Here is a 25,313-nt window from a genome sequence, read left to right on the forward strand (position 1 = left end):
TCGGAAAGCCGTGTGCGGGAGAACTGCATGCACGGTTTGAAGCGGCGGGGACTGGAAACGGAGCATCAGCCACCGCGCCAGTCCCCGACCCTACTCTCAGCGTTTGGTGGTGCTGTTGAACAGCGAGCGCGACCAGACATAGCCGACCAGGCTGATGCCGGCGCACCAGGCGAGCGAGATCCAGCCGTTGTCGCCGATCGCCGAGCCGGAGAGCAGGCCGCGCAGCGTCTCCGTCATGGGCGTGAAGGGCTGGTTCTCGGCGAACCAGCGCAGGCCCGGAGACATCGAGTTGGCCGGCACGAACGCGGAGCCGAGGAACGGCAGGAACTGGACCAGCAGCGGCTTGTTGCTCGCGGACTCGACGGTCTTGGAGATCAGGCCGAGCGCCGCCGACAGCCAGGTCACCGCGAACGCGATGGCCGCGAGCAGGCCCGCGGCGGCCAGCCACTCGAGCGGGCTCGCGTCCGAGCGGAAACCGACGGCGAGCGCGAACCCCACGACCAGGACGATGCTCACCATCGTCTGGATGACGCTGCCGACGACATGGCCCGTCATGAACGACGAACGGGTGATGTTCATGGTGCGGAAGCGGTTGATGATGCCCTCGGTCATGTCGGAGCAGACCGCGATCGAGGTCGACATCGCCCCGGCCGCCACTCCCATGATGATGATGCCGGGCGTCAGATACTCCAGGTAGGCGTCCCGGCCGCCGCCCATTCCGGCGCCGATCGAGTCCCCGAAGGCGTACACGAACAGCGACAGCATCAGGATCGGCATCATGGCGGCGCCGAGCGACACGCTCGGATAGCGGAGCGCGTGCTTGAGGTTGCGCCGCAGCATCGTCATCGAGTCGTGCACGGCGTAGGTGAGGGTGCTCATCGCAGGGTCTCCTTGACGTGAAGCGGGGTGCCGGTGCCGGACCTGGTGGCGCCGTCGCCGGTCAGGGCGAGGAACACGTCGTCGAGGTCGGGGGTGTGCACGGAGAAGTCGGCTGCCCTGACGTCGGCGGCGTCGAGGCGGTCGAGCAGGGCGCGCAGCGCGTCGAGACCGCCGTCACCGGCCACGCGCAGCGCGAGGTCCTCGTCGTCGCGGGCGGCGCCGGGGAAGGCGTCGGCCGCGCGCTCGTACTCGGCGGGCTCGGTGAACCGCAGCCGTACGTGACTGCCGGGGATCTGCGCCTTGAGCTCGTCGGCGGTGCCCTCGGCGACGATCCGGCCGCCGTCGAGCACGGCGATCCGGTCGGCCAACTGGTCCGCCTCTTCCAGGTATTGCGTGGTGAGGAAGACGGTGGTGCCGCCCGCGACCAGCGAGCGCACCGTGTCCCACATGGTGCGGCGGCTGCGTGGGTCGAGGCCCGTGGTCGGCTCGTCGAGGAAGATCACCTGGGGGTCGCCGACCAGCGTCATGGCGAGGTCGAGCCGGCGCCGCATACCGCCGGAGAAGGTCGCGGCCCGCTTGCCCGCGACATCCGCGATGTCGAACCGCTGAAGCAACTCCTTGGTACGGGAGCGTCCTTCGCGCTTGCCGAGGCGCAGCAGGTCGGCCATGAGGAGCAGGTTCTCCTCGGCGGTGAGCAGGTCGTCGAGCGCGGAGAACTGCCCGGTGACGCCGATCGCGGCGCGTACCCCGTCCGGTGAGGTGGCGACGTCGTGGCCCGCGACCTGGGCCTGCCCACCGTCGGCGGCGATGAGCGTCGACAGAATCTGCACGGTGGTGGTCTTGCCGGCGCCGTTGGGCCCGAGCAGCGCGAACACGGAGCCGGCCGGGATGCGCAGATCGATTCCGTCGAGCACGGTCTTGTCGCCGTACGACTTGCGCAGACCGATGGTGGAGACGGCGGCGGGCGGGTGCGGATCGTCGCCCTGCCTGGGCATGGGCATGACAGAGGAAGGCATGGAGCTCTCCCGTTCGGAGGATGGGTGAATGAGGGGCCCGAAGAGACAGGGAAGGGGGCCGGAAGAGAGAAGGCGGGAGCGGGAACGGTGGCGGCGCGGGGACGAGAGGGCTCAGGACTTGGCGCGGAGGATGTCGATGTTCCCCCAATTGCTCCGTGCGCGGACCGTGACGGTCCCCTCGGTCCGCTCCGGGGCCTCGGACGCGGCGACCATGTTGCGTACCTGCCCGCGGTTGGAACTGACGTCGAGCCAGGCGGCGGTGCCCGCACGGATGCCGACCTCGATCGAGCCGTTGGAGGTCTCCAACTGGATCTCGCCGCCGCTGACTTCGGCGAAACGAAGATGCCCGTTGGTCGTGGTTCCGGTGACCGATGCCCCGGCGCGCGCGATGTCGACGCCGCCGTTGGCGCCGCTCACCCGCAGCTCGCCGGTCACGGTGCCGACGGTCGTGGCGCCGTGCGAGTTCTTCAGGACGGCGGGCCCGTCGACCGTGCCGACGCGCACGTTGCCGGTGCTGCTGGTGATCTCGGCCATGCCCTCGATCCGGTCCACGGTGATCAAGCCGTGCGACGAGGTCAGCTTCAGCGGGCCGGTCGTGTCGAGGCGGACGTCGCCGGCCGAGGTCTTCAGGGAGACCTCGCCGAGCCGGCCCTCGGCGAGCACCTGGGTCCAGGAGCAGGTCATGTCGACCTGCGAGCCCGTGGGCAGGCCGACCGTCACATCGACGGCGCCGCTGGAACCGACCAGGTGGCGTTGCTTCGTCCTGACCGTCAGGACGCCGCTCGCGTACGCGACCTCGGTCTGCTCGGCGGCCCGTACGTCCCTGTCCTTCTTCGGGTCGAGGGGCCGCACCTCGACGACCGTGTCGGGGCGGTCGCCCGCGGTGAACCGGATGGAACCGGCGGTCACGTTGGCGGTGACCGAGATCGGTTCGGGAGTGTCGAAAGAAGGCATGGCTGTACCGTCCTCGTGAGTCCTTGAGCCGTCCCCGCAGGTGGGGCTCGGTGTGGGTGAAGTGGTCCGGGTGCGGGCGCGGCTAGCGCACCCAGCCCGTGAAGCTCTGTCCCATCGTGCGGGCCTTCTCCGTCGTGCGCGGCCGCGTGCCGCCGTCGACCGCGGCCGACACGGCCCGCACCAGCCACGCGTTGACCGACAGGCCTTCATGGTTCGCGGCCTCCTCGGCGCGTGCCTTGAGGTGGGCCGGCAGGCGCAGATTGACGCGGGCGGTGCCGCCCGCGTCGCCTTCCGCGGGTGCCTGCGCCCTGAAGGGTTCGACGGGCGCCTCGGCCGCTTGCGAGGGGGTGCCGTAAGACGGCGGCAGCGTCACCACGAAGTCGGGGTCCAGCCCGCGCAGCCGTACGTCGACCGAGCCGGGGGCGAGTTCGCGGGTGATCTCGTCCATCGCGGCGGAGAGCACATTGAGCATGGTCAGACGCGTCGCCGACTCCAGGGGAGCGGTGAGCCGCTCGGCCAGCTCACGGGCTTCTTCTCCGCCGGCTTCGGCGGCCACCGCGAGTTCGCGGCGCAAGGTGTCGACATACGGAGTGAGGTCCATGACGTCATGGTGGCACCAGTCTGGCGCCATCCGCAAGTCCAGATGGCGCTTTGGGTGGGGCGGTTTTGAAGGCGGCAGCTCTGACCTGCTGAAATGCTGGTGAGTCAACCTGAGTCACAGTGGCGCCCTGGGTGTCCGTACGCCATCCGGGGGCACGAAATGGCGCCGGGTGGCGCCATGTGACACCGGATGGCGCCAAGGGGGCGTCATCTGGTGTCATCCGGTGTCATGTGGCGCCACGTGCTGCCGTGTGCGTCGCGAGGGGGTGCTCGGTCCCGGCCTCGCGGCGCGCCGCAGGGTCGATGCCGCCGCTCCTGGCGCTCTTCCGCGTCTTCGGGTCGCCGGAGGGTGATGTGTGACATAGTACTGATGTGAGCCAGCCTTTTGCTTGCGATGTAGTAGTCGTCGGAGCCGGAATGGTGGGCGCCGCCTGCGCCCTGTACGCGGCTCGCGCGGGCCTCGACGTCGCCGTGGTGGACCGCGGCCCGGTGGCCGGCGGTACGACCGGCGCGGGTGAGGGAAATCTGCTCGTCTCCGACAAGGAACCCGGACCCGAACTCGGTCTCGCCCTGCTCTCCGGGCGTCTGTGGGCCGACCTCGCCGAGGAACACGCGGAGGCGATCGAGTACGAGGCCAAGGGCGGCGTCGTCGTGGCCTCCACGCCCGAGGGCCTGGCCGCGCTGGAGTCCTTCGCGGCGGGCCAGCGGGCGGCCGGTGTCCTGGCCGAACCGGTCGCCGCCGATCAACTGCACGACCTGGAACCGTACTTGGCTCCGGGGCTCGCGGGGGCCGTCCACTATCCGCAGGACACCCAGGTGATGCCCGCCCTGGCCGCCGCGCATCTTCTACGGGCCTCGGGGGCGCGGCTGCTGACCGGGCGCACCGTGACCGAAGTGCTGCGAGCGAGGGACGGCTCGGTCCGCGGTGTGCGCACCGACAGGGGCGATCTGCGGGCACCCGCCGTCGTCAACGCGGCCGGCACCTGGGGGGCCGGGGTGGCCTCCCTCGCAGGTGTCACCCTCCCCGTCCTGCCGCGACGCGGATTCGTCCTCGTCACCGAGCCGCTGCCGCGCCGGGTGCGCCACAAGGTGTACGCCGCGGACTACGTCGCCGACGTCGCCAGTGATTCGGCCGCCCTCCAGACGTCGCCGGTGGTCGAGGGGACCGCGGCCGGCCCGATCCTGATCGGCGCGAGCAGGGAACGGGTCGGCTTCGACCGGTCGTTCTCGCTGCCCGTCGTACGGGAACTGGCCGCCGGCGCCACGCGGCTCTTTCCCTTCCTGTCGCAGGTGCGCGCCCTGCGGACCTACCTAGGGTTCCGGCCCTACCTGCCCGACCATCTGCCCGCCATCGGCCCCGACCCCCGGGCGCCCGGTCTCTTCCACGCCTGCGGGCACGAGGGGGCGGGCATCGGACTGTCCACCGGGACCGGACACCTCATCGCGCAGGTCCTGGCGGGCCGGACACCCGACCTCGACCTCGCGCCGTTCCGGCCCGACCGCTTCTCCGAGGAGGCCGCGTGAATCCCCTGGACCTCGTACGGGCCGAGCCCGGCCCCGCGTTCACCGTCACCCTCGACGGCCGGGACATCGAAGTGCTGCCCGGGCGGACCGTCGCCGCCGCGCTGTGGGCCGAAGGAGTCACCTCCTGGCGCACGACCCGTGACGCGGGCCGGCCTCGCGGTGTCTTCTGCGGCATCGGCGTCTGCTTCGACTGTCTCGTCACCGTCAACGACCGCCCCAACCAGCGGGCCTGCCTGGTGCCGTTGGCGCCGGGCGACAGGATCCGCACCCAGGAAGGCACCGGCCACGATGACTGACGGACGCCACCTCGCGGTGATCGGCGCGGGCCCGGCCGGTCTCGCCGCGTCCCTCGCCGCGGCGGCACGCGGCATCCACGTGACACTGATCGACTCGGCCGCGGCGGCGGGCGGACAGTTCTACCGCCGGCCCGTGAGCGGTCTCGGCGCCCGGCGGCCCCGGGCACTGCACCACCAGTGGCACACATGGGAACGGCTGGAACGGGGGCTCGCCGAACACTTGGAAGCGGGCACCGTCGAGCACTTGACGGACCATCATGTGTGGCTGGTCGAACGGACCGAAGCGACGTTCGCCGGTGCCAGTGCCGGTGCCGGTGCTGGCGCTCGTGCCAGTGCCGGCGCTCGTGACGGTGACGGTGAGGAGGTTGAGGCCGGGCCCGGGGCCACCCGTCACGGCACCTCCGCCGAGCGCGCGGACACCGTCCCCGTCACACGGCCCGGATTCACCGTCCACGCCCTCCTCGGCCCCCTCCAGGAGCGCTCCGTCGCCGTGCGCGCGGACGCCGTGCTCCTTGCCACCGGTGGATACGAGAAAGTGCTGCCCTTCCCCGGCTGGACCCTGCCCGGAGTCGTGACCGCGGGCGGAGCCCAGGCCATGCTCAAGGGCGGTCTCGTCGTGCCGGGTCGGACGGCCGTCGTCGCGGGAACCGGACCGCTGCTGCTGCCCGTGGCGACCGGACTGGCCGCCGCCGGGGTCGAGGTCGCCGCGCTGGTGGAGTCCGTCGACCCGAGAGGTTTCATCCGCGGGGCAGGCGCGCTGGCGGCTCAGCCCGGCAAGCTCGTCGAGGGAGCCCGCTACGCAGCACAACTCCTGCGCCACCGCGTGCCGTTCATGGCTCTGCACACCGTCGTCGAAGCCCATGGCGAGGAGCGGCTCGAAGCCGTCACCGTCGCGGCGCTCGACCCCGGCGGTCGGGTGCGGCCCGGATCCGGGCGCCGCATCCCCTGCGACACGCTCGCCGTCGGCCACGGGATGATCCCGCACACCGATCTCGCCGAAGCGCTCGGCTGCCGCGTCGACGGGGCGAAGGTCGCCGTGGACGACGAGCAGCGCACCGACGTGCCCGGCGTCTGGGCCGCGGGTGAGACCACCGGCATCGGCGGCGCCGCGCTCTCCCTGGCCGAGGGACACCTCGCGGGCCGGTCGATCGCCGCCCGCCTCTCCGGCGCCGAACCCGACCCGCGCGCGGCCGCCCGAGCCGTCAAGTCCCGTACGAGAATGCGGTCGTTCTCCGCCGCGCTCGACGCGGTGTACGCGCCGCCCGCGCACTGGGCGGACCAGGTGACCGACGACACCGTCGTGTGCCGCTGCGAGGAGGTCACGGGTGGCCGCATCCGCGAGGCCGTCGCCGACCTCGGGGCGGGCGACGTACGGACGGTCAAACTGCTCACCCGCGCCGGGATGGGGTGGTGCCAGGGCCGGATGTGCGAACCCGCGGTCGCCGGACTCGCCGGCTGCGAACAGACGCCCGCACGAAGGCTGTTGGCACGCCCCGTACCACTCGGCGTGCTCGCCCGCGCCGGCACGGACGACGACCGAACACCGGGCGAGGGCTCACCTCCCGTCCGGCGGTGACCCGCGTCCACCCGCCTCGACGCGGGCGCCAGTCAAATGTCACACCCTATTGAGAGGGGATGTACCTCATGACCGTCACCCCGGACAGCCGTCCCTGGCGCGGAGTCCTCGTCGCCACCGCGCTCCCGCTGAACGACGACCTCTCCGTGGACTACGACCGGTACGCCGAGCACTGTGCCTGGCTCGTCGAGAACGGCTGCGACGGCGTCGTACCGAACGGTTCACTCGGCGAGTACCAGGTGCTCACGCCCGAGGAGCGCGCCAAGGTCGTCGACACCGCCGTCGCCGCGATCGGCGGGTCCCGGGTGATGCCCGGCGTAGCCGCGTACGGCTCCGCCGAGGCCCGCCGTTGGGCCGAACAGGCGAGGGACGCGGGCTGCGGAGCCGTGATGCTGCTGCCGCCCAACTCCTACCGCGCGGACGAGCGTTCCGTCCTCGCCCACTACGAAGTGGTCTCCCGGGCGGGCGTCCCGGTCGTCGCGTACAACAACCCGATCGACACCAAGGTCGACCTGGTGCCCGAACTCCTGGCGAAGCTGCACGCCGCCGGTTTCATCCAGGGTGTCAAGGAATTCTCGGGCGATGTGCGCCGCGCCTACCGCATCGCCGAACTCGCCCCGGAACTGGACCTGTTGATCGGCGCCGACGACGTCCTTCTCGAACTCGCCGTCGCGGGCGCCAAGGGCTGGGTGGCCGGCTACCCGAACGCACTGCCCCGCGCGAGCGTCGAGCTCTACCGCGCGGCGATCGCCGGTGACCTCGACACGGCGGGCAAGCTCTACCGCCGGCTGCACCCGCTGCTGCGCTGGGACTCCCAGGTCGAGTTCGTCCAGGCCATCAAGCTGTCCATGGACATCGTGGGCCGCCACGGAGGTCCGGTCCGGCCGCCGCGCGTCCCGCTGCTTCCCGAGCAGGAGGCCGCCGTACGCCTGGCCACGGACGGGGCCGTCGCCGCCGGTCTCGCCTGAGCCGAGCCGTCACCGATCTCCGTACCGCTGCCGACCCCGCCTGCCGACCCCCGACACCACCCAGGAGTTCCATGCGCAGCAAACTCGTCCTGCACGCCGTCGACTCGCACACCGAGGGCATGCCCACCCGGGTGATCACCGGCGGGATCGGCACGGTCCCGGGCGCGACGATGAACGAGCGGCGGCTGTACTTCCGCGACCACCGCGACGACATCAAGCAGCTCCTGATGAACGAGCCACGCGGCCACGCGGCCATGAGCGGTGCCATCCTCCAGCCGCCCACCCGCCCGGACTGCGACTACGGCGTCATCTACATCGAGGTGTCGGGCTATCTGCCGATGTGCGGCCACGGCACGATCGGCGTCGCGACGGTGCTGGTGGAGACCGGCATGGTCGAGGTCGTCGAGCCCGTGACCACGATCCGGCTCGACACCCCGGCGGGTCTCGTCGTCGCCGAGGTCGCCGTCGAGGACGGCGCGGCCAAGGCGGTCACGCTCAAGAACGTGCCGTCCTTCGCCGTCGGCCTCGACCGCGAGGCCACGCTCGCCGACGGGCGCACGGTGACGTACGACCTGGCCTACGGCGGGAACTTCTACGCGATCCTGCCGCTGGAACAGTTCGGCCTGCCCTTCGACCGCTCCCACAAGGACGAGATCCTCGCGGCGGGACTGGCGCTGATGGACGCGGTCAACGCCGGGGGCGAGCCCGTGCACCCCGAGGACCCGTCCATCCGCGGCTGCCACCACGTCCATCTGTACGCGCCCGGGGCGACGGCCCGCTTCTCGCGGCACGCGATGGCGATCCACCCCGGCTGGTTCGACCGCTCACCCTGCGGTACGGGCACGAGCGCGCGCATGGCCCAGCTGCACGCCCGTGGTGAACTCCCGCTGGAAACCGAGTTCGTGAACGAGTCCCTCATCGGGACCCGGTTCACCGGGCGGCTGCTGGGCACCACCGAGGTCGCCGGAATGCCCGCCGTGCTGCCCAGCTTCACGGGACGCGCCTGGATCACGGGGACGGCCCAGTACCTGCTCGACCCCTCGGACCCGTTCCCGGCCGGTTTCGTCCTGTGAGCGGCCCAGGTCCGGGACGTAGATACTGGTAGTCCGAGTAACACGTGATATGGCACAAGACCGGTGCGGCGGGACGACGACGCACCGGTCCGTACGACCCGTACGAGGAGACCCCGATGGCCGACCGGCGCAGCAGCGCACCCTCTGCCGCTCCCGACCTGCCCACGCTGGGCGGCAGGCGGAGCAGCTTTCGCGAGCGCGTGGCCGACGCACTGCGTGCCGCGCTGATCGCGGGCGAACTGCGGCCCGGCGAGGTCTACTCGGCGCCCACGCTGGCGGCCCGTTTCGGTGTCTCGGCGACTCCGGTCCGCGAGGCCATGCTCGACCTGGCCAAGGAGGGGCTGGTCGACACGGTCCCCAACAAGGGGTTCCGCGTCACGGCGGTCTCCGAGAAGCAACTCGACGAGTACACGCACATCCGCTCGCTCATCGAGATCCCCACCGTCGTGCGGCTGGCCACCACGGCGGACCCCGTCTCGCTGGAGGCGCTGCGTCCGGCCGCCCGGGAGATCGTGACCGCGGCGGCCGCCGGTGACCTCATCGCCTACGTGGAGGCGGACATCCGCTTCCACCTCGGCCTGCTGGCCCTCGCCGGCAACTCCCATCTGGTCGAGGTCGTCGGCGACCTGCGCAAGCGCTCGCGCCTGTACGGGCTCGAAGCCCTGGCCGAGGCGGGCCGCCTGGAGGCCTCGGCCAGGGAGCACCTGGAACTGCTCGACGCCCTCCTGGAGCGCGACGAGCGCGCCGTGCACGCGGTGATGACGCGCCACCTGGGCCATGTCCGCGGATTGTGGGCGGCGCCCTGAGGGATCCGGCGGCGCGAGCGTGAAGTGGCCGAACTTTTACGCAAGCAGCTTGCATTTCTTGCGCTATTCTTGCGTGTATGACGCGACGACTTGCTCAGGTGGCGAAGAAGGTCGGGGTCAGCGAGGCCACGGTCAGCCGGGTGCTCAACGGCAAGCCCGGAGTCTCCGACTCCACCAGGCAGGCGGTCCTCTCCGCCCTCGACGTCCTCGGCTACGAGCGGCCGACCCAGCTGCGCGGCGAACGCGCGCGGCTCGTCGGCCTCGTCCTTCCCGAGCTGCAGAACCCGATCTTCCCGGCCTTCGCCGAAGTGATCGGCGGGGCGCTCGCCCAGCTCGGCCTCACTCCCGTGCTGTGCACCCAGACCAAGGGCGGCGTCTCCGAGGCCGACTATGTGGAGTTGCTGCTCCAGCAGCAGGTCTCCGGCGTGGTGTTCGCCGGCGGTCTGTACGCGCAGGCCGACGCGCCGCACGACCACTACCGCCAGCTCGCGGACCGCAAAATTCCGGTGGTGCTGGTCAATGCGGCCATCGAGCACCTCGGCTTCCCGTGCGTCTCCTGCGACGACGCCGTCGCCGTCGAGCAGGCCTGGCGTCATCTCGCCTCGCTCGGCCACGAGCGGATCGGGCTCGTCCTCGGCCCCGGCGATCACATGCCCTCGGGCCGCAAGCTCGCGGCGGCCCGCGCCCTTTCACCGGGGCTCCCCGACGAGTACGTGGCGCGGGCGATGTTCTCGCTGGAGGGCGGTCAGGCCGCGGCCACCCGGCTGCTCGACCAGGGGGTCACCGGCATCATCTGCGCCAGCGACCCGCTCGCGCTCGGTGCCGTTCGGGCCGCTCGCCGCAAGGGGCTCAGCGTCCCCGGCGAGATCTCCGTCGTCGGGTACGACGACTCGGCGTTCATGAACTGCACCGAACCCCCGCTGACCACGGTCCGCCAGCCGATCGAGGCCATGGGGCGTGCCGCGGTGGAACTGCTGAGCGCGCAGATCGGCGGCAGCAGTGTGACCGCCGAAGAGCTGTTGTTCGAACCGGAGTTGGTGGTGCGCGGGTCGACCGCGCAGGCGCCCCGCGGCTGAATGCTTGGCCCAGGTGCCCAGGTGCCCAGGTGCCCAGGTGCCCAGGTGCCCAGGTGCCCAGGTGCCCAGGTGCCCAGATAGGGGCCGGGCCCGAGGTGCGCGGTTGAGGCACCCGCGAGCGACGTCGGCGGCCGAGACCGGTTGTCGGAGTCTGCAACCACCTGCCACGACACCCCCAATCGCTGTCAAATAATTACAGATTCTGCGCGACATCTTGCGGACAGATGTCGGCGGTGCTTGAGTGTGCGGCGCCAGAACACGGCGGCACGCCCGCCGTGGGCCTTCCTCGCTCCAGCCCGAAGGGGTCCACCAATGAGAAGTACCGGGTTCCGCCGTACCTTCGTCACGCTCATGGCGTCCTCCGTCGCGCTCACCGCCGCCGCCTGCGGTTCGAGCGGAGACGACGCGGCCAATGGAAAGACCCGCATCACGGTCAACTGCGAGCCGCCGAAGAGCGCCAAGGTCGACCGCTCGTTCTTCGACGCCGACACCAAGGCGTTCGAGAAGGCCAACCCGGGCATCGACGTCGCCATGCACGACGCGTTCCCGTGTCAGGACCCCAAGACCTTCGACGCCAAGCTCGCCGGCGGTCAGATGGAGGACGTGTTCTACACGTACTTCACCGACGCCAAGCACGTCGTCGACGTCAACCAGGCCGCCGACATCACGAGTTACGTCAAGGACCTCAAGAGCTACGGCACCATCCAGCAGCAACTGCGCGACATCTACACCGTGGACGGCAAGATCTACGGCGTCCCCCGCACCGGCTACTCGATGGGCCTCATCTACAACAAGAAGCTCTTCCAGCAGGCCGGCCTCGACCCGAACAAGCCCCCGGCCACCTGGGACGAGCTGCGCGCGGACGCCAAGAAGATCGCCGCGCTCGGCAAGGGCACGGTCGGTTACGCCGACTACAGCGCCCAGAACCAGGGCGGTTGGCACTTCACCGCCGAGGTCTACTCGCAGGGCGGGAACGTCGTCTCCGAGGACGGCAAGAAGGCGACCGTCGACACCCCCGAGGGCAAGGCGGTCCTGCAGAACCTCAAGGACATGCGCTGGGGCGACAACTCCATGGGCAGCAAGCAACTGCTGGTCATCAACGACGTCCAGCAGATGATGGGCTCCGGCAAGCTCGGCATGTACCTCTCCGCGCCCGACAACATCCCGATCCTCGTCAAGGAGAAGGGCGGCAACTACAACGACCTCGCCCTCGCGCCCATGCCCGGCGGAAAGGGCACGCTCATCGGCGGCGACGGCTACATGTTCAACAAGAAGGACACCCCGGAGCAGATCAAGGCCGGCCTCAAGTGGCTCGACCACATGTTCCTGACGCCCGGATCCGGCTTCCTCGGTGACTACGCCCGCGCCAAGCAGAACAACGCCCCGGTCGGCCTGCCCGAGCCGCGTCTGTTCACCGGCGCCGCGGACGCCAAGGACCAGCAGGTCAAGAAGGCCAACGCCAATGTGCCCGTGGACAACTACCAGGCCTTCCTCGACGGCAACCAGAGCCTGCAGATGAAGATCGAGCCCCCGCAGGCCCAGCAGATCTACTCCGTCCTCGACGCCGCGGTGTCCGCGGTCCTCACCAAGAAGGACGCCGACATCGACCAGCTCCTCAAGGACGCCTCCGGCAAGATCGACTCCATCCTGGCCCGAGGCTGACACCGTTCATGAAGACCGCATCGAAGCCCCCCGCAGCGCTCCCTCCGGCCGCCGTCGGCGTGCCGGAGGTGCCGCGGTCGGCCGGGCGCCGGACCGGGGGATCGTGGCGCCGGCGCCTGGCCGACCAATCCCGTGCGTACGCCTTCCTGATCGGCGGCCTGCTCTGCTTCGCCCTGTTCTCCTGGTACCCGGCGATCCGCGCGGTCGTGATCGCCTTCCAGAAGTACACGCCGGGCAGTGGCGGCGAGTGGGTCGGCACCGCCAACTTCACCCGGGTCTTCCACGACCCGGAGTTCACCGCCGCCTGGCGCAACACCCTCACCTTCACGCTGCTCGCCCTGCTCATCGGCTTCGCCGTCCCGTTCGTGATGGCGCTGGTGCTCAATGAACTGCGGCACGCCAAGGCCTTCTTCAGAGTCGTGGTCTATCTGCCGGTGATGATCCCGCCGGTGGTCAGCGCCCTGCTGTGGAAGTGGTTCTACGACCCCGGAGCGGGCCTCGCCAACGAGACGCTGCGCGCTCTGCACCTGCCGACCTCGAACTGGTCGAACGGCGCCGACACCGCCCTCGTCTCGCTGGTCATCGTCGCCACCTGGGCCAACCTCGGCGGCACCGTCCTCATCTACCTCGCCGCGCTCCAGAGCATCCCCGGCGAGCTGTACGAGGCGGCCGAGCTGGACGGCGCGAACATCCTGCAGCGGATCCGACATGTGACGATCCCTCAGACCCGCTTCATCATCCTCATGCTGATGCTGCTTCAGATCATCGCCACCATGCAGGTCTTCACCGAGCCGTTCGTCATCACCGGCGGCGGCCCCGAGGACAAGACCGTCACGGTGCTCTACCTGATCTACAAGTACGCCTTCCTCTACAACGACTTCGGAGGAGCCTGCGCGTTGAGCGTCATGCTGCTCGTCCTGCTCGGCGTCTTCTCCGCGCTGTACCTGCGGTTGACCCGCTCGGATGGGGAGGACGCATGAGCACCCGCACCCTGGTCTCCCCGCTCGCCCTGGCCCGCCCGCGCGGCAGAGCGGTCTACTGGACGGTCTTCAGCGGTGTCGTCGTGCTCTTCGCGCTGGCCTTCCTCTTCCCCGTCTACTGGATGGTGACCGGCGCCATGAAGTCGCCGGACGAGGTGACGCGCACCCCGCCGACCCTCCTACCGGACCACTGGCACCTCGGCGGCTACGCCGACGCGTGGGACCTGATGGACCTGCCCACCCACCTGTGGAACACCGTCGTCCAGGCGACTGGTGCCTGGCTGCTCCAGCTCGTCTTCTGCACGGCCGCCGCGTACGCCCTGTCCAAACTGAAGCCGGCCTTCGGCAAGGTGATCCTCGGCGGCATCCTCGCCACCCTGATGGTCCCCGCGCAGGCCCTGGTGGTCCCCAAGTACCTGACCGTCGCCGACCTGCCCGTCCTCCACACCAGCCTGCTCAACTCCCCGCTCGGGATCTGGCTGCCCGCCGTCGCCAACGCCTTCAACCTCTATCTCCTCAAGCGCTTCTTCGACCAGATCCCGCGCGATGTCCTGGAGGCCGCCGAGATCGACGGCGCCGGACGGCTGCGCACCCTGTGGTCGATCGTGCTGCCGATGTCCCGGCCCGTCCTCGGAGTCGTGTCGATCTTCGCCCTGGTCGCCGTCTGGCAGGACTTCCTCTGGCCGCTGATGGTCTTCTCCGACACCGACAAGCAGCCCATCAGCGTGGCTCTCGTCCAGCTGTCGCAGAACATCCAACTGACCGTGCTCATCGCCGCGATGGTGATCGCCAGCATCCCCATGGTCGTGATGTTCCTGGTGTTCCAGCGGCACATCATCGCCGGAATCAGCGCGGGCAGCACCAAGGGCTGACGCCTGTACGTGACTTCCTCGAACGAAAGGCAACGTACCGTGGGACAGCCCCGCCCTGCCCGAAATCAGTCCGAGTGGTGGCGCTCCGCCGTCATCTACCAGGTGTACGTCCGCAGTTTCGCGGACGGCGACGGCGACGGCACCGGCGACCTCGCGGGCGTCCGCGCCAGACTCCCGTACCTCGCCGAACTCGGCGTGGACGCCCTGTGGTTCAACCCCTGGTATCTCTCACCTCTGGCCGACGGCGGCTACGACGTCGCCGACTACCGCGCCATCGACCCGGCCTTCGGGACGCTCGCCGAGGCGGAGAAACTCATCGGCGAGGCCCGCGAACTGGGTATCCGCACCCTGGTCGACATCGTGCCGAACCACGTCTCCGACCAGCACCCCTGGTTCCGGGCGGCCCTGGCCGGCGGCCCGGAGCGCGACCTCTTCCACTTCCGCCCCGGACGCGGCGAACACGGTGAACTCCCGCCCAACGACTGGCCGTCCCAGTTCGCGGGCTCCGCCGAACCGGTGTGGACCCGGCTGCCCGACGGCGACTGGTACCTCCACCTCTTCACCCCCGAGCAGCCCGACCTCAACTGGGCGCACCCGGCCGTCCGCCAGGAGCACGAGGACATCCTGCGCTTCTGGTTCGAGCGGGGAGTGGCGGGCGTCCGTATCGACTCGGCCGCCCTGCTCGCCAAGGACCCGGACCTGCCCGACTTCGTCGAGGGCCGCGACCCGAACCCGTACGTCGACCGCGACGAACTCCACGACATCTACCGCTCCTGGCGGGCGGTCGCCGACGCCTACGACGGCATCTTCGTCGGCGAGGTCTGGCTCCCCGACTCCGAACGCTTCGCCCGCTATCTGCGCCCCGACGAACTGCACACCGCCTTCAACTTCTCCTTCCTGTCCTGCCCCTGGGACGCCGGACGGCTGCGCACCTCCATCGACGAGACCCTCGCCGAGCACGCCCCGGTCGGGGCCCCCGCCACCTGGGTGCTGTGCAACCACGACGTGACCCGCACGGTCACCCGCTACGGCCGCACGGACACCGGCTTCGACTTCACCGCCAAGGCCTTCGGCACGCCCACCGACCTGGCTCTCGGCACCCGCCGGGCCCGCGCCGCAGCCCTGCTCTCTCTCGCCCTGCCCGGCTCGGTGTACGTCTACCAGGGCGAGGAACTCGGTCTGCCCGAGGTGGAGTTGCCGCTCGACAGCATCCAGGACCCGATGCACTTCCGCTCCGGCGGCGCGGATCCGGGCCGCGACGGCTGCCGGGTCCCGCTGCCCTGGGCCGCCGACGCCCCGTACGCCGGATTCGGCGGCGACCCCTGGCTGCCGCAGCCCGCCGACTGGCCCGCGTACGCCGCCGACCGCCAGGTGGAGGACCCCACCTCGCTGCTGAGCCTCTACCGAGCCGCGCTCCGCGTCCGCCGCACCGAACCGGGCTTCGGCGACGGCCCGCTCAACTGGCTGCCCGCACCGGAGGGCGTCCTCGCCTTCGCCCGCACAGACGGTCTGCTCTGCGTCGTCAATCTGGCCGACGCCCCGGTCGAGCTCCCGGAGCACTCCCGTCTCCTGCTCGGCAGCGGCCCGTTGGGCGCCGACGGCTTCCTTCCGCCGGACACGGCGGTCTGGCTGCGCGCCTGAGACCGCCGGACCGCACACCGCTGTCCCCGCCTCCCACGATGAAGGGATCGGCACATGCAGGGCGCCAGAACTGTCAGGCGCAGTCCATTGGCAACTGTCAGGCGCATGCCACTGGCATGCGCCGCGGCCGTCGCCGTGGCCGCCGGGATGCTCAGCGCCACCACGGCTCAGGCCGCGGGGGCGGCCCTGCCCTTCACCTCGGTCGAGGCCGATTCCGCCACCACTACCGGCACCAGGATCGGTCCCGACTACACGCAGGGCACCCTCGCCTCGGAGGCCTCCGGACGACAGGCCGTACGCCTCTCGGCGGGCCGGCGTGTCGGCGTGTCGGCTCACAGGGACACTGCTTCGACCCGGCGACCGGCAACACGGTGACGGTCGCGCTGCCGGCCGGCACGGGCCTGCGCTACCTCCGGCTCAACGTCACGGCCAACACCGGCTGGCCGGCAGGCCAGTTCAGCGAGGTGGAGGCGTATCCGTCCTCGTGACGGACTCCCCGCCCTTCGCCGCCTGGATCTGCTCGTACACATGGGTCCGCAACTCGGCGAAGCGCGGGGCGACCCGGGTGTGCAACTGGTCCCGCTCCTCGGGAAGATCGACCTTCAGCTGCTCCTGTACGACGGTGGGGGAGGCGGAGAGAATCAGAACCCGCTCGCCCAGGTAGACGGCCTCGTCAATGTCATGGGTGACGAACAGGATGGTGATCCCGCGCTGCCGCCACAGCCGGCGGACCAGGTCCTCCAGATCGGCGCGGGTCTGGGCGTCGACCGCCGCGAACGGCTCGTCCATGAGCAGGACTTCGGGTTCGTACGCCAGGGCCCGCGCGATGGCGACGCGCTGCTGCATCCCGCCCGACAGCTGCCACGGATAGGCCCCCGCGGCATCGGCCAGGCCGACGGAGTCGAGCGCGTCCGCGACCAGTTCCCGCCGCCGCGCCCTGCTCAGATCCTTCTGCTTCAGCGGGAGTTCGACGTTCGCGCCGACCCGCATCCAGGGGAACAGACTGCGCCCGTACTCCTGGAACACGAACGCCATGCCGGGCGGCGGGCCGCTCACCCGCCGGCCCCCGAGCAGTACCTCGCCCGAAGTCGGCGTGAGCAGGCCGCCCACGCACTTCAACAGCGTGGTCTTGCCGCAGCCCGACGGGCCGACGAGACAGACGAGTTCACCCGCCTCCACCGTGAAGGTGAGATCGCGGACCGCCTCCACCCGGCGCCCTGACCCCTCGTAGACCTTCCGCAGGCCGGATACGACCAAAGACGCGTGCATGGACCGCCCTTTCGCGAGCGTCACGGGGACCGCCGGGAGGAATCGCGCAGACCGTGGTACCAGCCGAGCACCCGGCGCTCGACCAGTTGAAAGACGACCGAGAGGAGAAAACCGAGCAGTCCGAGGACGAGAATCCCGGTCCACATGTCGGGGATCGCGAACCCGCGCTGGAACTGCACGATGGTGAAGCCGAGTCCGTTGCTGGCCGCGAACATCTCGCTGATGACCATCAGGATGATCCCGATGGACAGCGCCTGGCGCAGACCCGCGAAGATCTGCGGGCTCGCCGAACGGAGGACGACGGCGCGCATCCGGGCCGGTCCGGTGATGCCGTACGAGCGGGCCGTCTCGGACATCACGGAGTCGACGGCGCGCACTCCCTCGACCGTGTTGAGCAGGACCGGCCAGACGCAGCCGCTCGCGATCACGACGATCTTCATCGTGTCGCCGATGCCCGCGAACAGCATGATGACCGGAACGAGGACGGGCGGCGGCACCGCCCGCAGGAACTCCAGGACCGGTTCGCACACTGCCCGCACCTTCCGGTACGAGCCGATGACGGTGCCGAGGGCGACCCCCACGACCGCCGCCGACGCGTAGCCGGCGAACAGCCGCAGCAGGCTGGGCACCAGGTCGGCGCGGAGCCGCGCGCGTGTCCAGACGTCCGGGAACGTCCTGAGGATCGTGCGCAGCGGCGGCCAGTAGACATCGGTGCTGCCGTCCGAGGCGAGCCACCAGACGACGAACAGCAGCGCGGGGAGCGCGACGACGAACAGCGCTCGCAGCAGGAGGCCGCCCCACGCGTTCGGCTTCGTCCGGCCGGCCGGGATGTCCGTCACACCGCCACCTCCCCGCGTACCGACTGGTGCCAGGCCAGCGCGTGCCGCTCCACCGACCGTGCGCCCACGTTGATCAGCAGCCCGAGCAGACCGGTGACCACGATCAGCGCGTACATCTCGGGCACGGCCTGCGAGGTCTGGGCGACCGCGATGCGCGCGCCCAACCCCGGTGCCCCGATGACGAGTTCGGCGGTCACGGTGAGGATCAGCGCAACGGCCGCGGCGAGCCGGACCCCCGTCATGACATACGGGAGCGCCGTCGGCCACAGCACATGACGGACCCGGGCCCAGGCGCCGAGACCGTACGAGCGCGCCGTCTCCTCGGCCACCGGGTCGACGTCCCGCACGCCGTACATGACCTGGACGAGGACCTGCCAGAAGGACGCGTACACGACGAGGAGGAGCACCGACCGCAGCTCGGTGCCGTAGAGGAGGACGGCGAGCGGGATCAGGGCCACGGAGGGGATGGGGCGCAGGAACTCGATCGTCGAGGCGGTCGCCTCGCGCAGATACGGCACGACCGAGACGACCACGCCCACCACGATGCCCGCGCCGACCGCGATCACCAGGCCCAGCGCCCAGCCCGTGAGCGTGTCGCCGAGATCCGTCCAGAAGGTGCCGTCGGTGATCTCGTCGCCGAACGCCCGCGCGATCCGGCTGGTCGGCGGGAAGTACCGCTCCTCGACGATGCCGAGCCGCGGCACCACCTCGCCGAGGGCGAGGAAGGCCGCGAGCCCGGCGGCACCCAGTGCGGCGTTCACGGCCCGTCCGGCGGGGCCGCCGCCACGCGGCTGCTTCTCCTTCACGGCAGCAGCTTGTCCAGATCGGGTGTCGCCTTGAAGAGCCCGTCCTGCTCGCCCAGCTTCTCCAGCGCCTCGATCGAGGTCCGGTTCGCCTCGGCCGGCCACTTGGGCAGGGTCACCTTCGCCAGCACGGCCGCCGGGATCTTCGTGTACGTGGTGACGATCTGCCGGACCTCGTCCGGGTGGGCGTCGGCGTAGGCGAGGGACTCCGCGGTGGCCTCCTGGAAATTCTTCACCACGTCGGGGTGCTGCGTCGCGTACTGGTTCGAGGTGAAGTACATGGCGACGGTGAGGTCCTTCGCCACGTCGACCAGGGACGAGGCGATCTCGGTCGCGCCCTGGCTCTTGACCGTCGCGAGCGCGGGCTCGACCACCATGGCGGCGTCGATCTGGCCGCTGTCGAGGGCCGCGGGCATCTGGTCGAAAGCGAGCTCGACGAACTTCACCTTGGACGGATCGCCGCCCGCCTTGCGCACCGACTCGCGCACGGCCGTCTCATTGATGTTCTTCAGCGTGTTGACGGCGACCTTCTTCCCCTCCAGGTCCTTCGCCGTCGTGATGGCGCTGCCCTTCTTGACCGTGATGGCGCCGAAGTCCTTGCCCGCCACGCCCGTCGATGCGACACCGTTCGCGATGGCCTTCACGGGAACGCCGTTGGACTGGGCGATCATCAACGACGTCACGTTGGAGAACCCGAACTGGAACTGGCCCGAGACGACACCCGGCACGATCGCCGCGCCGCCCTGCGCGAGCGTCATCGACAGTTTCAGACCGTGTTTGCTGTAGAAGCCCTTCCTCTGGCCCAGATAGACCGGGGCGACATCGACTATGGGGATGACCCCCAGTTTGACGGTGGTGGTACCGCCGGACGAAGAGTTCTTGTCCGAGGCGCCACCGCCGTCGGACGAACCGCAGGCCGACGCGGCGACCAGGAAGGCTCCGACCGCGATACCGGCGAGCAGACGACGCATGGCTCCTCCTGTGCAGACGAAAGGGTTCCGACAGGTTGTGCGCACACCGCACAATGGTGCTCAGCGCGAAGGTAGAACCCCGTCCGTGCCGGGTCAATGGCCTTGGCTGACAATATTGTTGACAGTTATCGAAGTGCGCTCTCGACTCGCGCGGAGAGCGCTCCGTGAGTCCCTCTGGAGGCGACGATGCCTGCAGCAGACCGAGCGCCCCACTTCGTCCGGTCCTTCGAACGCGGACTCGCCGTCATCCGCGTCTTCGGCGCTGACCGACCGGAACTGACACTCAGTGAGGTCGCGCGCGGCTGCGACCTGACCCGCGCGGCGGCCCGCCGCTTCCTGCTGACCCTGGTCGATCTCGGATACGTCCACACGGACGGCCGGGTCTTCCGGCTCACCCCGCGCGTGATGGAACTCGGCTACGCCTATCTCTCCGGCTTCACCCTCCCGGAGATCGCCCTGCCGCATCTGAAGCAACTCGCTGAACGGGTGGGGGAGTCGAGCTCGCTCTGCGTCCTCGACGGCGACGACATCGTGTACGTGGCGCGGGTCCCGACCCGGCGCATCATGACAGCGACGATCACCGTCGGCACCCGCTTCCCGGCCCTTGTCACCTCCGTGGGCCGGGTGATCCTCGCGCACCTCACGGACGAGGAGATCGACGCCCGGCTGAGGCGAGCCGATCCGCACCCCCTGACCGCGCGCACGATCGTCTCGCCGGAACTCCGCAGGGCGGAACTCGCTCGGGCGCGGCGCCAGGGATACGCCATCGTCGACCAGGAGTTGGAAGAGGGCCTGCGCTCGGTCGCCGCCCCGGTGCGGGACCGGGACGGCACCGTCGTGGCGGCCGTGAACATCCCCGTGCACGCCAGCCGCAACAGCCTCGAATCCGTCCGCCGCGACCTGCTTCCCCACCTGCTGGAGACGGTCGCGCGGATCGAGCGGGACCTCGCGGTCAGAGATCCAGTACGAGCCGTTCCCCGCGACAGCGGGACACGCAGATGAGCATCGTCCCGCCCGCCTCCCGCTCCTCATCGGTGAGCACCGAGTCCCGGTGGTCCGGGGTTCCTTCGAGCACCTCCGTCTCGCAGGTCCCGCAGGTGCCCTCGGTGCAGGAGAAGAGCACCTCGACACCGGCGGCGCGCACGGTGGCGAGGACGGAGACACCAGGGGTGACGGTCACCGTGCGCCCGGACCGCTCCAGCACCACCTCGAACTCCGTCTCCCCGCCCGCCTCCTGCACCTTCGGCCGGAACCGCTCGACGTGCAGCGGCCCGGCCGGGCAGCGCGCCTCCACCGCGTCGAGCAACGGCCCGGGGCCGCAGCAGTAGACGAGGGTGCCTTCGGGAACCTCGTCCAACACGGGGGCGAGGTCCAGCAGCCCGGCCTCGTCCTGCGGAGCGAGGGTGACCCGGTCCCCGTACCGCCCCAACTCCTCGGTGAACGCCATGGAACCGCGGGTCCGGCCGCCGTACAGGAGCGTCCACTCGGTGCCCGCCGTCTCGGCCGCGGCGAGCATCGGCAGGATCGGGGTGATGCCGATACCGCCCGCGACGAACCGGTAGCGCGGGGCGGGAGCGAGCGCGAAGTGATTGCGCGGACCCCGGACACGGACCTTGTCTCCCTCGCCCAACTGTGCGTGCACATGGGCCGATCCACCTCGTCCGTCCGGCTCGTGCAACACCGCGATCCGCCACGCCCCGCGGTCCGCCGGGTCACCGCACAGGGAGTACTGCCGCTCCAGTTCCGGCCCGAGCACGACATCGATGTGGGCACCCGGTTCCCAGGACGGGAGTTGGGCGCCGAGCGGATGCCGCAGTGTCAGGGCGAGCACGCCGTCGGCGACGAAGTCCCGCCGTTCGACGACGAGTTCGGCTTCGTACACGTTCATGACTCCTTTCCCCGCGATCCGTTGATGCTCCCGCTCCCGTGCCTGCTCCAATGCTGCCCCTGGCCGGTGGCCCGTGGCTCGTGCCCCTCGGGATGGGCGAGCATCCACTCCCACATGGCGACCGGGTCCTGGGCGGTGTGCTCGGCGCCGCAGTGGCAGGTGCCGTGCAGCACATCGGTGCCCGGGAGCCAGTCGACGCGATAGATCTCGCCGGTCGGGCCGGTCACCGCGCCCTCTCCATCGGCTTGTCGCCCTCCTCGACCAGGCGGGCCAGGATACGGCGGGCCGCGAGACCGCCGGTGTCGATGTTGATACTCAGCTCCTGGTAGCCGGTGCGTTCGGTGGCGAGGGTCTTCTGGAGGAGGTTGAGCGCGTCGACGTCCTGCATCACGACGGTGTGGTTGAAGTCCCGCAGGAAGGTGGTGACTTCGTCGTCCGAGCGGGCGAAGTCACGGGAGACGGCCCAGAAGTCGTACACCTTGCCGTCGTCGGACGGCGTGATGGCGTACGTGATCTCGGTGTGGAAGGCGTTCGGGTCACTGCCGTCCGGCTCCGGCAGGACGCCGACCGGCGCGATCCTGCTGTGCAGCAGATAGAGGCACGGCGCGTGGTACTCGATGTCCTGCCAGCGCGTGATGCGACCCTCGATACCCGTCGAACGGGCGTAGAACGGCGGACACTCGGCGTCGTCCATGTGCCGGGAGACGCGTACGACACCGGCGCCCTCGTCCACCTCGGTGGCGATCGGCGTCTCGGCGACCTCGGGCGTGCCGATGTAGCCGCCGTGCAGATACGTCTCGTGCGAGAGGTCGAGGAGATTGTCGACGAGGAGTCCGTAGTCCGCGTCGATGGGTTCCATGCCGCTGACCGTCGTCCAGTCCGGCGAGTCCATGTGCGGGGCGCGCGGGACGGCCTCCGGGTCGGCGAGCGCCGGGTCGCCGATCCAGACCCAGACGAACAAGTCCCGCTCGACGACGGGGTAGGAGGCGACCCGTGCGGTGCGCGGTATCCGTTTCTGCCCCGGCACGTACACGCAGGTGCCCGTCGTGTCGTACGTGAACCCGTGGTACCCGCACACGATCCGGTCACCGTCGAGCCGGCTCTCCGAGAGCGGGAAACGCCGGTGCACACAGCGGTCGGACAGAGCGACGGCCGCCCCGTCCTCCTCGGCCCGATAGAGAACGAGCGATTCACCGAGCACCGTCCGCCCGAGCAACTCCCGCCCCACTTCATATGTATAGGCGGCGACGTACCACTGGTTCCTGGCGAAGGCGGTCGTGTGAGGCATGGTGGCTGATTCCCGTCTCTGTGGCGTGGTGACATCGTCCGCAGAGGCTTCGCGAGGCCGCAATACTGCTTCCGTCTCGCGGAAGCGGATTTCGAAGTCGCCTGCTCATAGGGGCTGTTGGCGTGCAGGAGCAGGTTCCGACCAACGGTGAAGGCATCGGCCCCGATCAATGTCGTCGATCGCGCCATGTGCCGCTCCGCGCATGGACTGTGTACCGATATGTTCGAGTATGAAGTTTTGCACCTATTTTTCTGCTTGTAATTGGCTGGTACAGCGGCACTTCCTGCATCGTCGCAGTTCATAGGTGTTCGGTCTCGGGATACATGGGCGTCGGGTCGAATCCGGGTCGAATGGGCCCGTTTTCCGTCCCGAGGAGGTGTTGATGCAGATCAGCGCTGTAGTGAGACCTGTCGGCGGTCGCCCTGCAATGGCTTGGTGGCGTTGGCCAATGACTCACTCACCGCTTTCGGACACTGCTTGCATCTCGGGTGGTGTTCCCGTTCTCCTGCCTGGACATGGCCAGGCAGGAGAACGGGACGGCTGGGCGGACGAACGTCATCGTGAAGCGGCGCAGCGGACTCATAATCCGTCGGCCGTGGGTTCGAGTCCCACCCGCCCCACTCTTGGCTACGCGGGCAGAACCGTTTGACCTGCATTAACTCTGCCGCCTCCGTCCGAGCGAGCAGGCGGGTGAGCTTGTTGCCGTGGCACCCGCCGCCCTTGCCGTTCCCGCAGCCGTCGCCGTGTCCGGGGTTGTCGATCTGGCTGGGCAGCGTGCGGGCCAGGCGTTGGGAGGTGCTGCCGTCGGGCTCCTGCGCGGCGGATCCCGAGAGGGCGTGCCACCTGACGTTGGCCCAGTTAGGGCCTGTCCGGCGGATCATGGGCGGCCATAACCGGATCGGTGCTGCGGTGACGCCTGCCGCCTACAGTGCCCGCATCGCCGACTGGGCCCTGCGCCGCATCGCCGACACTGGACGGCAAACACCGACCCTGGGCTCGGGACGGCGCGGGGGAAAGTTGGGTCAACTGCCTTCAGAGGCTACGCCGCGACGGTGCCAATGGGCCTTCACTTCACCGGTCACACTTGCGGTCATGACGAATCCCAACGGGGTGAGTGAGCCGCCCGTCCGCATCCGCTGACCGCGTCGACCCTGTCCGTCCGGCTGGCCTTCGACGGACACACCCTGAGCATCACGCGCCGACTCTGGCCACTGCCCTGGGGGCGCACCAGACGCATCCCAATGCGCGACGTTATGGCCATTGAGGCATGGGCGCGCGAGAAGAACCCTGGCCTGGAGGGGGGAAGAAGATGCACCACCACCCGGTACGCCGCTACCTGCAGAGCAGCACTCACGGAACATCCGGATCAGGCGGCCCAGGAGTGCCACGGCCGATGACTTCCATCGGTTCCAGGACGCGGTGAACGAGGCGGTGGTCGATCACGCGCGCGGCATCATCGACGCCAGGGGGCCCGGGGCGCCTACCGGTCCGACGCACTGGGACGCCGAGTTCCAGGCCACGATCGCCCACGGTTGGGCACGCCCTACCCACTGGCCGAGGACCCCCGCTTTAAGAACCACACCCTGCTTCCCGACTGGGCCATGCGGAAATCCGGCCCGTACGTACTCCACCAGCTACGCCTCCGCGACGGCGCCCTCTTTGAGTGGCACCACTTCCTGCACGAACCACCCGCTCCCTCGTCCCCGCAGTGACCGCGTCTTCCTTCTCGCCGGCCGGCCGTTACACAAGGGACGAGGCCGTGGTCAGGGCGGTGGGGCCGGGGCCTCGTCCTTTTTCGGGACCCGCGGCCGGGACTTGCGTGCACGGGCTGCGTGCTGATGGGCCCGGCAGGACGTCGAATCGACACCGGCCATCGACCAGTCGATTCGCCCCGCCATGTCGGCGTCGGCCTGGACCGCCTGCAGGATCCGGTCCCAGGTACCGCCTGCCGACGAGCGGAACAGGACTCCGTTGGCCACCGTGCGGTGACCGTTCCACCGGCCTCCCCGCCCGCCCGACGGCGGCAGATGCGGCTCCGGCAGCGACCACTCGAGATGCGTCGGGTCCCCCCGACGCATGACCGAGCCAACGAGGAGCCGACCAGAAGGCCACATGATCCGCCGGACAGTGCCCAGCTAGCTAGTTCAGCGTGGCGGTGACGTCGAGGGTGTCGATGTGCCAGCCGGACGGCACCCGCCAGCCGTTTACGCGCAGCGTCGACGTGTGCTCGGCCTCGCCGCCGACTGGGATTAGGGTCGTCGCCGGCGCCGAGCCTGAAAGGCAGGGCGATGCGGTGGAGGGCGAAACGCTCGCCGGGGGCGAGGGCTGTCCG

General features: G+C 69.9%; 23 protein-coding genes, 1 tRNA gene and 2 pseudogenes. 14 read left to right on the forward strand and 12 right to left on the reverse strand.

Annotated features, from left to right (window positions below; genetic code table 11):
* Positions 1-96: 96 nt before the first annotated feature.
* The 4 genes from ACFYR3_RS36920 to ACFYR3_RS36935 all read right to left on the reverse strand — a co-directional run bounded on the left by ACFYR3_RS36920 (position 97) and on the right by ACFYR3_RS36935 (position 3,450).
* Entirely contained in the window at positions 97-879 is a 783-nt protein-coding gene (locus ACFYR3_RS36920) for an ABC transporter permease (protein WP_389286357.1), read from the reverse strand.
* Positions 876-1,895, reverse strand: a complete 1,020-nt coding sequence (locus ACFYR3_RS36925; protein WP_389286359.1) for an ATP-binding cassette domain-containing protein — start codon at positions 1,893-1,895, stop codon at positions 876-878. The genes ACFYR3_RS36920 and ACFYR3_RS36925 overlap by 4 nt, the downstream gene beginning before the upstream one ends.
* A 111-nt stretch (positions 1,896-2,006) precedes the next feature.
* A complete protein-coding gene (locus ACFYR3_RS36930; RefSeq protein WP_355854658.1) occupies positions 2,007-2,849 on the reverse strand; it encodes a DUF4097 family beta strand repeat-containing protein in 843 nt (280 codons plus the stop codon).
* An 82-nt stretch (positions 2,850-2,931) separates the two neighbouring features.
* Complete coding sequence (locus tag ACFYR3_RS36935) at positions 2,932-3,450, reverse strand: toxin-antitoxin system HicB family antitoxin (RefSeq protein ID WP_355854661.1); 519 nt, start codon at positions 3,448-3,450, stop codon at positions 2,932-2,934.
* Between the two features lie 371 nt (positions 3,451-3,821).
* Here ACFYR3_RS36935 and ACFYR3_RS36940 point away from each other — a divergent pair, with 371 nt between their 5' ends.
* The 12 genes and pseudogenes from ACFYR3_RS36940 to ACFYR3_RS36995 form a co-directional block, all read left to right on the forward strand.
* Positions 3,822-4,973 carry an FAD-binding oxidoreductase gene (locus ACFYR3_RS36940; protein WP_355854664.1) on the forward strand — a complete coding sequence of 384 codons (1,152 nt, stop codon included), beginning with the start codon at positions 3,822-3,824 and terminating at the stop codon, positions 4,971-4,973.
* Positions 4,970-5,269, forward strand: coding sequence for a (2Fe-2S)-binding protein (locus ACFYR3_RS36945; RefSeq protein WP_355854667.1), 300 nt, complete (start codon positions 4,970-4,972; stop codon positions 5,267-5,269). The genes ACFYR3_RS36940 and ACFYR3_RS36945 overlap by 4 nt, the downstream gene beginning before the upstream one ends.
* Positions 5,262-6,845 (forward strand): FAD-dependent oxidoreductase, encoded by a 1,584-nt coding sequence (locus ACFYR3_RS36950; RefSeq protein ID WP_389286362.1) that lies wholly within the window; start codon positions 5,262-5,264, stop codon positions 6,843-6,845. The genes ACFYR3_RS36945 and ACFYR3_RS36950 overlap by 8 nt, the downstream gene beginning before the upstream one ends.
* 68 nt (positions 6,846-6,913) lie before the next feature.
* On the forward strand, positions 6,914-7,813 hold the full coding sequence (locus ACFYR3_RS36955) for a dihydrodipicolinate synthase family protein (RefSeq protein WP_355854673.1): 900 nt from the start codon (positions 6,914-6,916) through the stop codon (positions 7,811-7,813).
* Between the two features lie 71 nt (positions 7,814-7,884).
* Positions 7,885-8,886, forward strand: a complete 1,002-nt coding sequence (locus ACFYR3_RS36960; protein ID WP_355854676.1) for a proline racemase family protein — start codon at positions 7,885-7,887, stop codon at positions 8,884-8,886.
* Positions 8,887-9,002: 116 nt separating this feature from the next.
* Positions 9,003-9,692, forward strand: a complete 690-nt coding sequence (locus ACFYR3_RS36965) for a GntR family transcriptional regulator (protein WP_355854699.1) — start codon at positions 9,003-9,005, stop codon at positions 9,690-9,692.
* Positions 9,693-9,769: 77 nt separating this feature from the next.
* Positions 9,770-10,768: a LacI family DNA-binding transcriptional regulator gene (locus tag ACFYR3_RS36970; RefSeq protein ID WP_355854679.1), complete on the forward strand. Its 999-nt coding sequence runs from the start codon at positions 9,770-9,772 to the stop codon at positions 10,766-10,768.
* Positions 10,769-11,080: 312 nt separating this feature from the next.
* Positions 11,081-12,430: an ABC transporter substrate-binding protein gene (locus ACFYR3_RS36975; protein WP_389286365.1), complete on the forward strand. Its 1,350-nt coding sequence runs from the start codon at positions 11,081-11,083 to the stop codon at positions 12,428-12,430.
* 8 nt (positions 12,431-12,438) lie between these two features.
* Positions 12,439-13,410 (forward strand): carbohydrate ABC transporter permease, encoded by a 972-nt coding sequence (locus ACFYR3_RS36980; RefSeq protein ID WP_389286367.1) that lies wholly within the window; start codon positions 12,439-12,441, stop codon positions 13,408-13,410.
* Positions 13,407-14,282 carry a carbohydrate ABC transporter permease gene (locus ACFYR3_RS36985; RefSeq protein WP_355854950.1) on the forward strand — a complete coding sequence of 292 codons (876 nt, stop codon included), beginning with the start codon at positions 13,407-13,409 and terminating at the stop codon, positions 14,280-14,282. Before ACFYR3_RS36980 ends, ACFYR3_RS36985 begins: the two co-directional genes overlap by 4 nt.
* Before the next feature lie 39 nt (positions 14,283-14,321).
* A complete protein-coding gene (locus ACFYR3_RS36990) occupies positions 14,322-15,923 on the forward strand; it encodes a glycoside hydrolase family 13 protein (RefSeq protein ID WP_355854953.1) in 1,602 nt (533 codons plus the stop codon).
* Between the two features lie 54 nt (positions 15,924-15,977).
* A pseudogene (locus ACFYR3_RS36995) lies at positions 15,978-16,262 on the forward strand (mycodextranase); the annotation flags it as partial.
* Between the two features lie 117 nt (positions 16,263-16,379).
* Here the strand turns inward: ACFYR3_RS36995 and ACFYR3_RS37000 are convergent.
* The 4 genes from ACFYR3_RS37000 to ACFYR3_RS37015 are packed head-to-tail and all read right to left on the reverse strand — an operon-like array spanning position 16,380 to position 19,805.
* The gene (locus tag ACFYR3_RS37000) at positions 16,380-17,192 is read right to left on the reverse strand and encodes an ABC transporter ATP-binding protein (protein ID WP_389286369.1); all 813 of its coding nucleotides are present in this window, start codon (positions 17,190-17,192) and stop codon (positions 16,380-16,382) included.
* Positions 17,193-17,212: 20 nt separating this feature from the next.
* A complete protein-coding gene (locus tag ACFYR3_RS37005) occupies positions 17,213-18,022 on the reverse strand; it encodes an ABC transporter permease (protein ID WP_389286406.1) in 810 nt (269 codons plus the stop codon).
* A gap of 5 nt (positions 18,023-18,027) precedes the next feature.
* Positions 18,028-18,837, reverse strand: a complete 810-nt coding sequence (locus ACFYR3_RS37010; protein WP_355854959.1) for an ABC transporter permease — start codon at positions 18,835-18,837, stop codon at positions 18,028-18,030.
* A complete protein-coding gene (locus tag ACFYR3_RS37015) occupies positions 18,834-19,805 on the reverse strand; it encodes an ABC transporter substrate-binding protein (RefSeq protein ID WP_355854962.1) in 972 nt (323 codons plus the stop codon). Before ACFYR3_RS37015 ends, ACFYR3_RS37010 begins: the two co-directional genes overlap by 4 nt.
* 186 nt (positions 19,806-19,991) lie before the next feature.
* Between ACFYR3_RS37015 and ACFYR3_RS37020 the strand changes: the two genes are divergently transcribed.
* Positions 19,992-20,807 carry an IclR family transcriptional regulator C-terminal domain-containing protein gene (locus ACFYR3_RS37020; protein ID WP_355854965.1) on the forward strand — a complete coding sequence of 272 codons (816 nt, stop codon included), beginning with the start codon at positions 19,992-19,994 and terminating at the stop codon, positions 20,805-20,807.
* Here ACFYR3_RS37020 and ACFYR3_RS37025 read toward each other — a convergent pair.
* Genes ACFYR3_RS37025 through ACFYR3_RS37035 form a run of 3 tightly spaced genes read right to left on the reverse strand, consistent with a single transcriptional unit; the run spans position 20,758 to position 22,981 of the window.
* Entirely contained in the window at positions 20,758-21,693 is a 936-nt protein-coding gene (locus ACFYR3_RS37025; RefSeq protein WP_355854968.1) for a PDR/VanB family oxidoreductase, read from the reverse strand. The two genes, ACFYR3_RS37020 and ACFYR3_RS37025, sit on opposite strands and share 50 nt — an antisense overlap.
* On the reverse strand, positions 21,690-21,920 hold the full coding sequence (locus ACFYR3_RS37030; protein ID WP_355854970.1) for a hypothetical protein: 231 nt from the start codon (positions 21,918-21,920) through the stop codon (positions 21,690-21,692). The genes ACFYR3_RS37025 and ACFYR3_RS37030 overlap by 4 nt, the downstream gene beginning before the upstream one ends.
* Positions 21,917-22,981: an aromatic ring-hydroxylating dioxygenase subunit alpha gene (locus ACFYR3_RS37035; protein WP_355854973.1), complete on the reverse strand. Its 1,065-nt coding sequence runs from the start codon at positions 22,979-22,981 to the stop codon at positions 21,917-21,919. The genes ACFYR3_RS37030 and ACFYR3_RS37035 overlap by 4 nt, the downstream gene beginning before the upstream one ends.
* 541 nt (positions 22,982-23,522) lie before the next feature.
* Here ACFYR3_RS37035 and ACFYR3_RS37040 point away from each other — a divergent pair.
* Positions 23,523-23,601 (forward strand) — tRNA-Ile (locus ACFYR3_RS37040).
* Between the two features lie 1,133 nt (positions 23,602-24,734).
* Here the strand turns inward: ACFYR3_RS37040 and ACFYR3_RS37045 are convergent.
* Positions 24,735-25,059: pseudogene (locus ACFYR3_RS37045) on the reverse strand (IS5/IS1182 family transposase); the annotation flags it as partial.
* Between the last annotated feature and the right edge of the window lie 254 nt (positions 25,060-25,313).

Origin of the sequence: Streptomyces sp. NPDC005784 (assembly GCF_042871525.1) — a bacterium.
Lineage (GTDB): Bacteria > Actinomycetota > Actinomycetes > Streptomycetales > Streptomycetaceae > Streptomyces.

Bases quoted from the DNA above. Each gene is read 5' to 3' on its own strand.
- ACFYR3_RS37025 (WP_355854968.1), bottom strand. From the start codon at position 21,693: ATGAACGTGTACGAAGCCGAACTCGTCGTCGAACGGCGGGACTTCGTC.
- ACFYR3_RS36985 (WP_355854950.1), top strand. From the start codon at position 13,407: ATGAGCACCCGCACCCTGGTCTCCCCGCTCGCCCTGGCCCGCCCGCGC.
- ACFYR3_RS36960 (WP_355854676.1), top strand. From the start codon at position 7,885: ATGCGCAGCAAACTCGTCCTGCACGCCGTCGACTCGCACACCGAGGGC.
- ACFYR3_RS36970 (WP_355854679.1), top strand. From the start codon at position 9,770: ATGACGCGACGACTTGCTCAGGTGGCGAAGAAGGTCGGGGTCAGCGAG.
- ACFYR3_RS37015 (WP_355854962.1), bottom strand. From the start codon at position 19,805: ATGCGTCGTCTGCTCGCCGGTATCGCGGTCGGAGCCTTCCTGGTCGCC.
- ACFYR3_RS36950 (WP_389286362.1), top strand. From the start codon at position 5,262: ATGACTGACGGACGCCACCTCGCGGTGATCGGCGCGGGCCCGGCCGGT.
- ACFYR3_RS37000 (WP_389286369.1), bottom strand. From the start codon at position 17,192: ATGCACGCGTCTTTGGTCGTATCCGGCCTGCGGAAGGTCTACGAGGGG.
- ACFYR3_RS36935 (WP_355854661.1), bottom strand. From the start codon at position 3,450: ATGGACCTCACTCCGTATGTCGACACCTTGCGCCGCGAACTCGCGGTG.
- ACFYR3_RS36925 (WP_389286359.1), bottom strand. From the start codon at position 1,895: ATGCCTTCCTCTGTCATGCCCATGCCCAGGCAGGGCGACGATCCGCAC.
- ACFYR3_RS36920 (WP_389286357.1), bottom strand. From the start codon at position 879: ATGAGCACCCTCACCTACGCCGTGCACGACTCGATGACGATGCTGCGG.
- ACFYR3_RS36975 (WP_389286365.1), top strand. From the start codon at position 11,081: ATGAGAAGTACCGGGTTCCGCCGTACCTTCGTCACGCTCATGGCGTCC.
- ACFYR3_RS36955 (WP_355854673.1), top strand. From the start codon at position 6,914: ATGACCGTCACCCCGGACAGCCGTCCCTGGCGCGGAGTCCTCGTCGCC.
- ACFYR3_RS36980 (WP_389286367.1), top strand. From the start codon at position 12,439: ATGAAGACCGCATCGAAGCCCCCCGCAGCGCTCCCTCCGGCCGCCGTC.
- ACFYR3_RS36965 (WP_355854699.1), top strand. From the start codon at position 9,003: ATGGCCGACCGGCGCAGCAGCGCACCCTCTGCCGCTCCCGACCTGCCC.
- ACFYR3_RS36930 (WP_355854658.1), bottom strand. From the start codon at position 2,849: ATGCCTTCTTTCGACACTCCCGAACCGATCTCGGTCACCGCCAACGTG.
- ACFYR3_RS37035 (WP_355854973.1), bottom strand. From the start codon at position 22,981: ATGCCTCACACGACCGCCTTCGCCAGGAACCAGTGGTACGTCGCCGCC.
- ACFYR3_RS37020 (WP_355854965.1), top strand. From the start codon at position 19,992: ATGCCTGCAGCAGACCGAGCGCCCCACTTCGTCCGGTCCTTCGAACGC.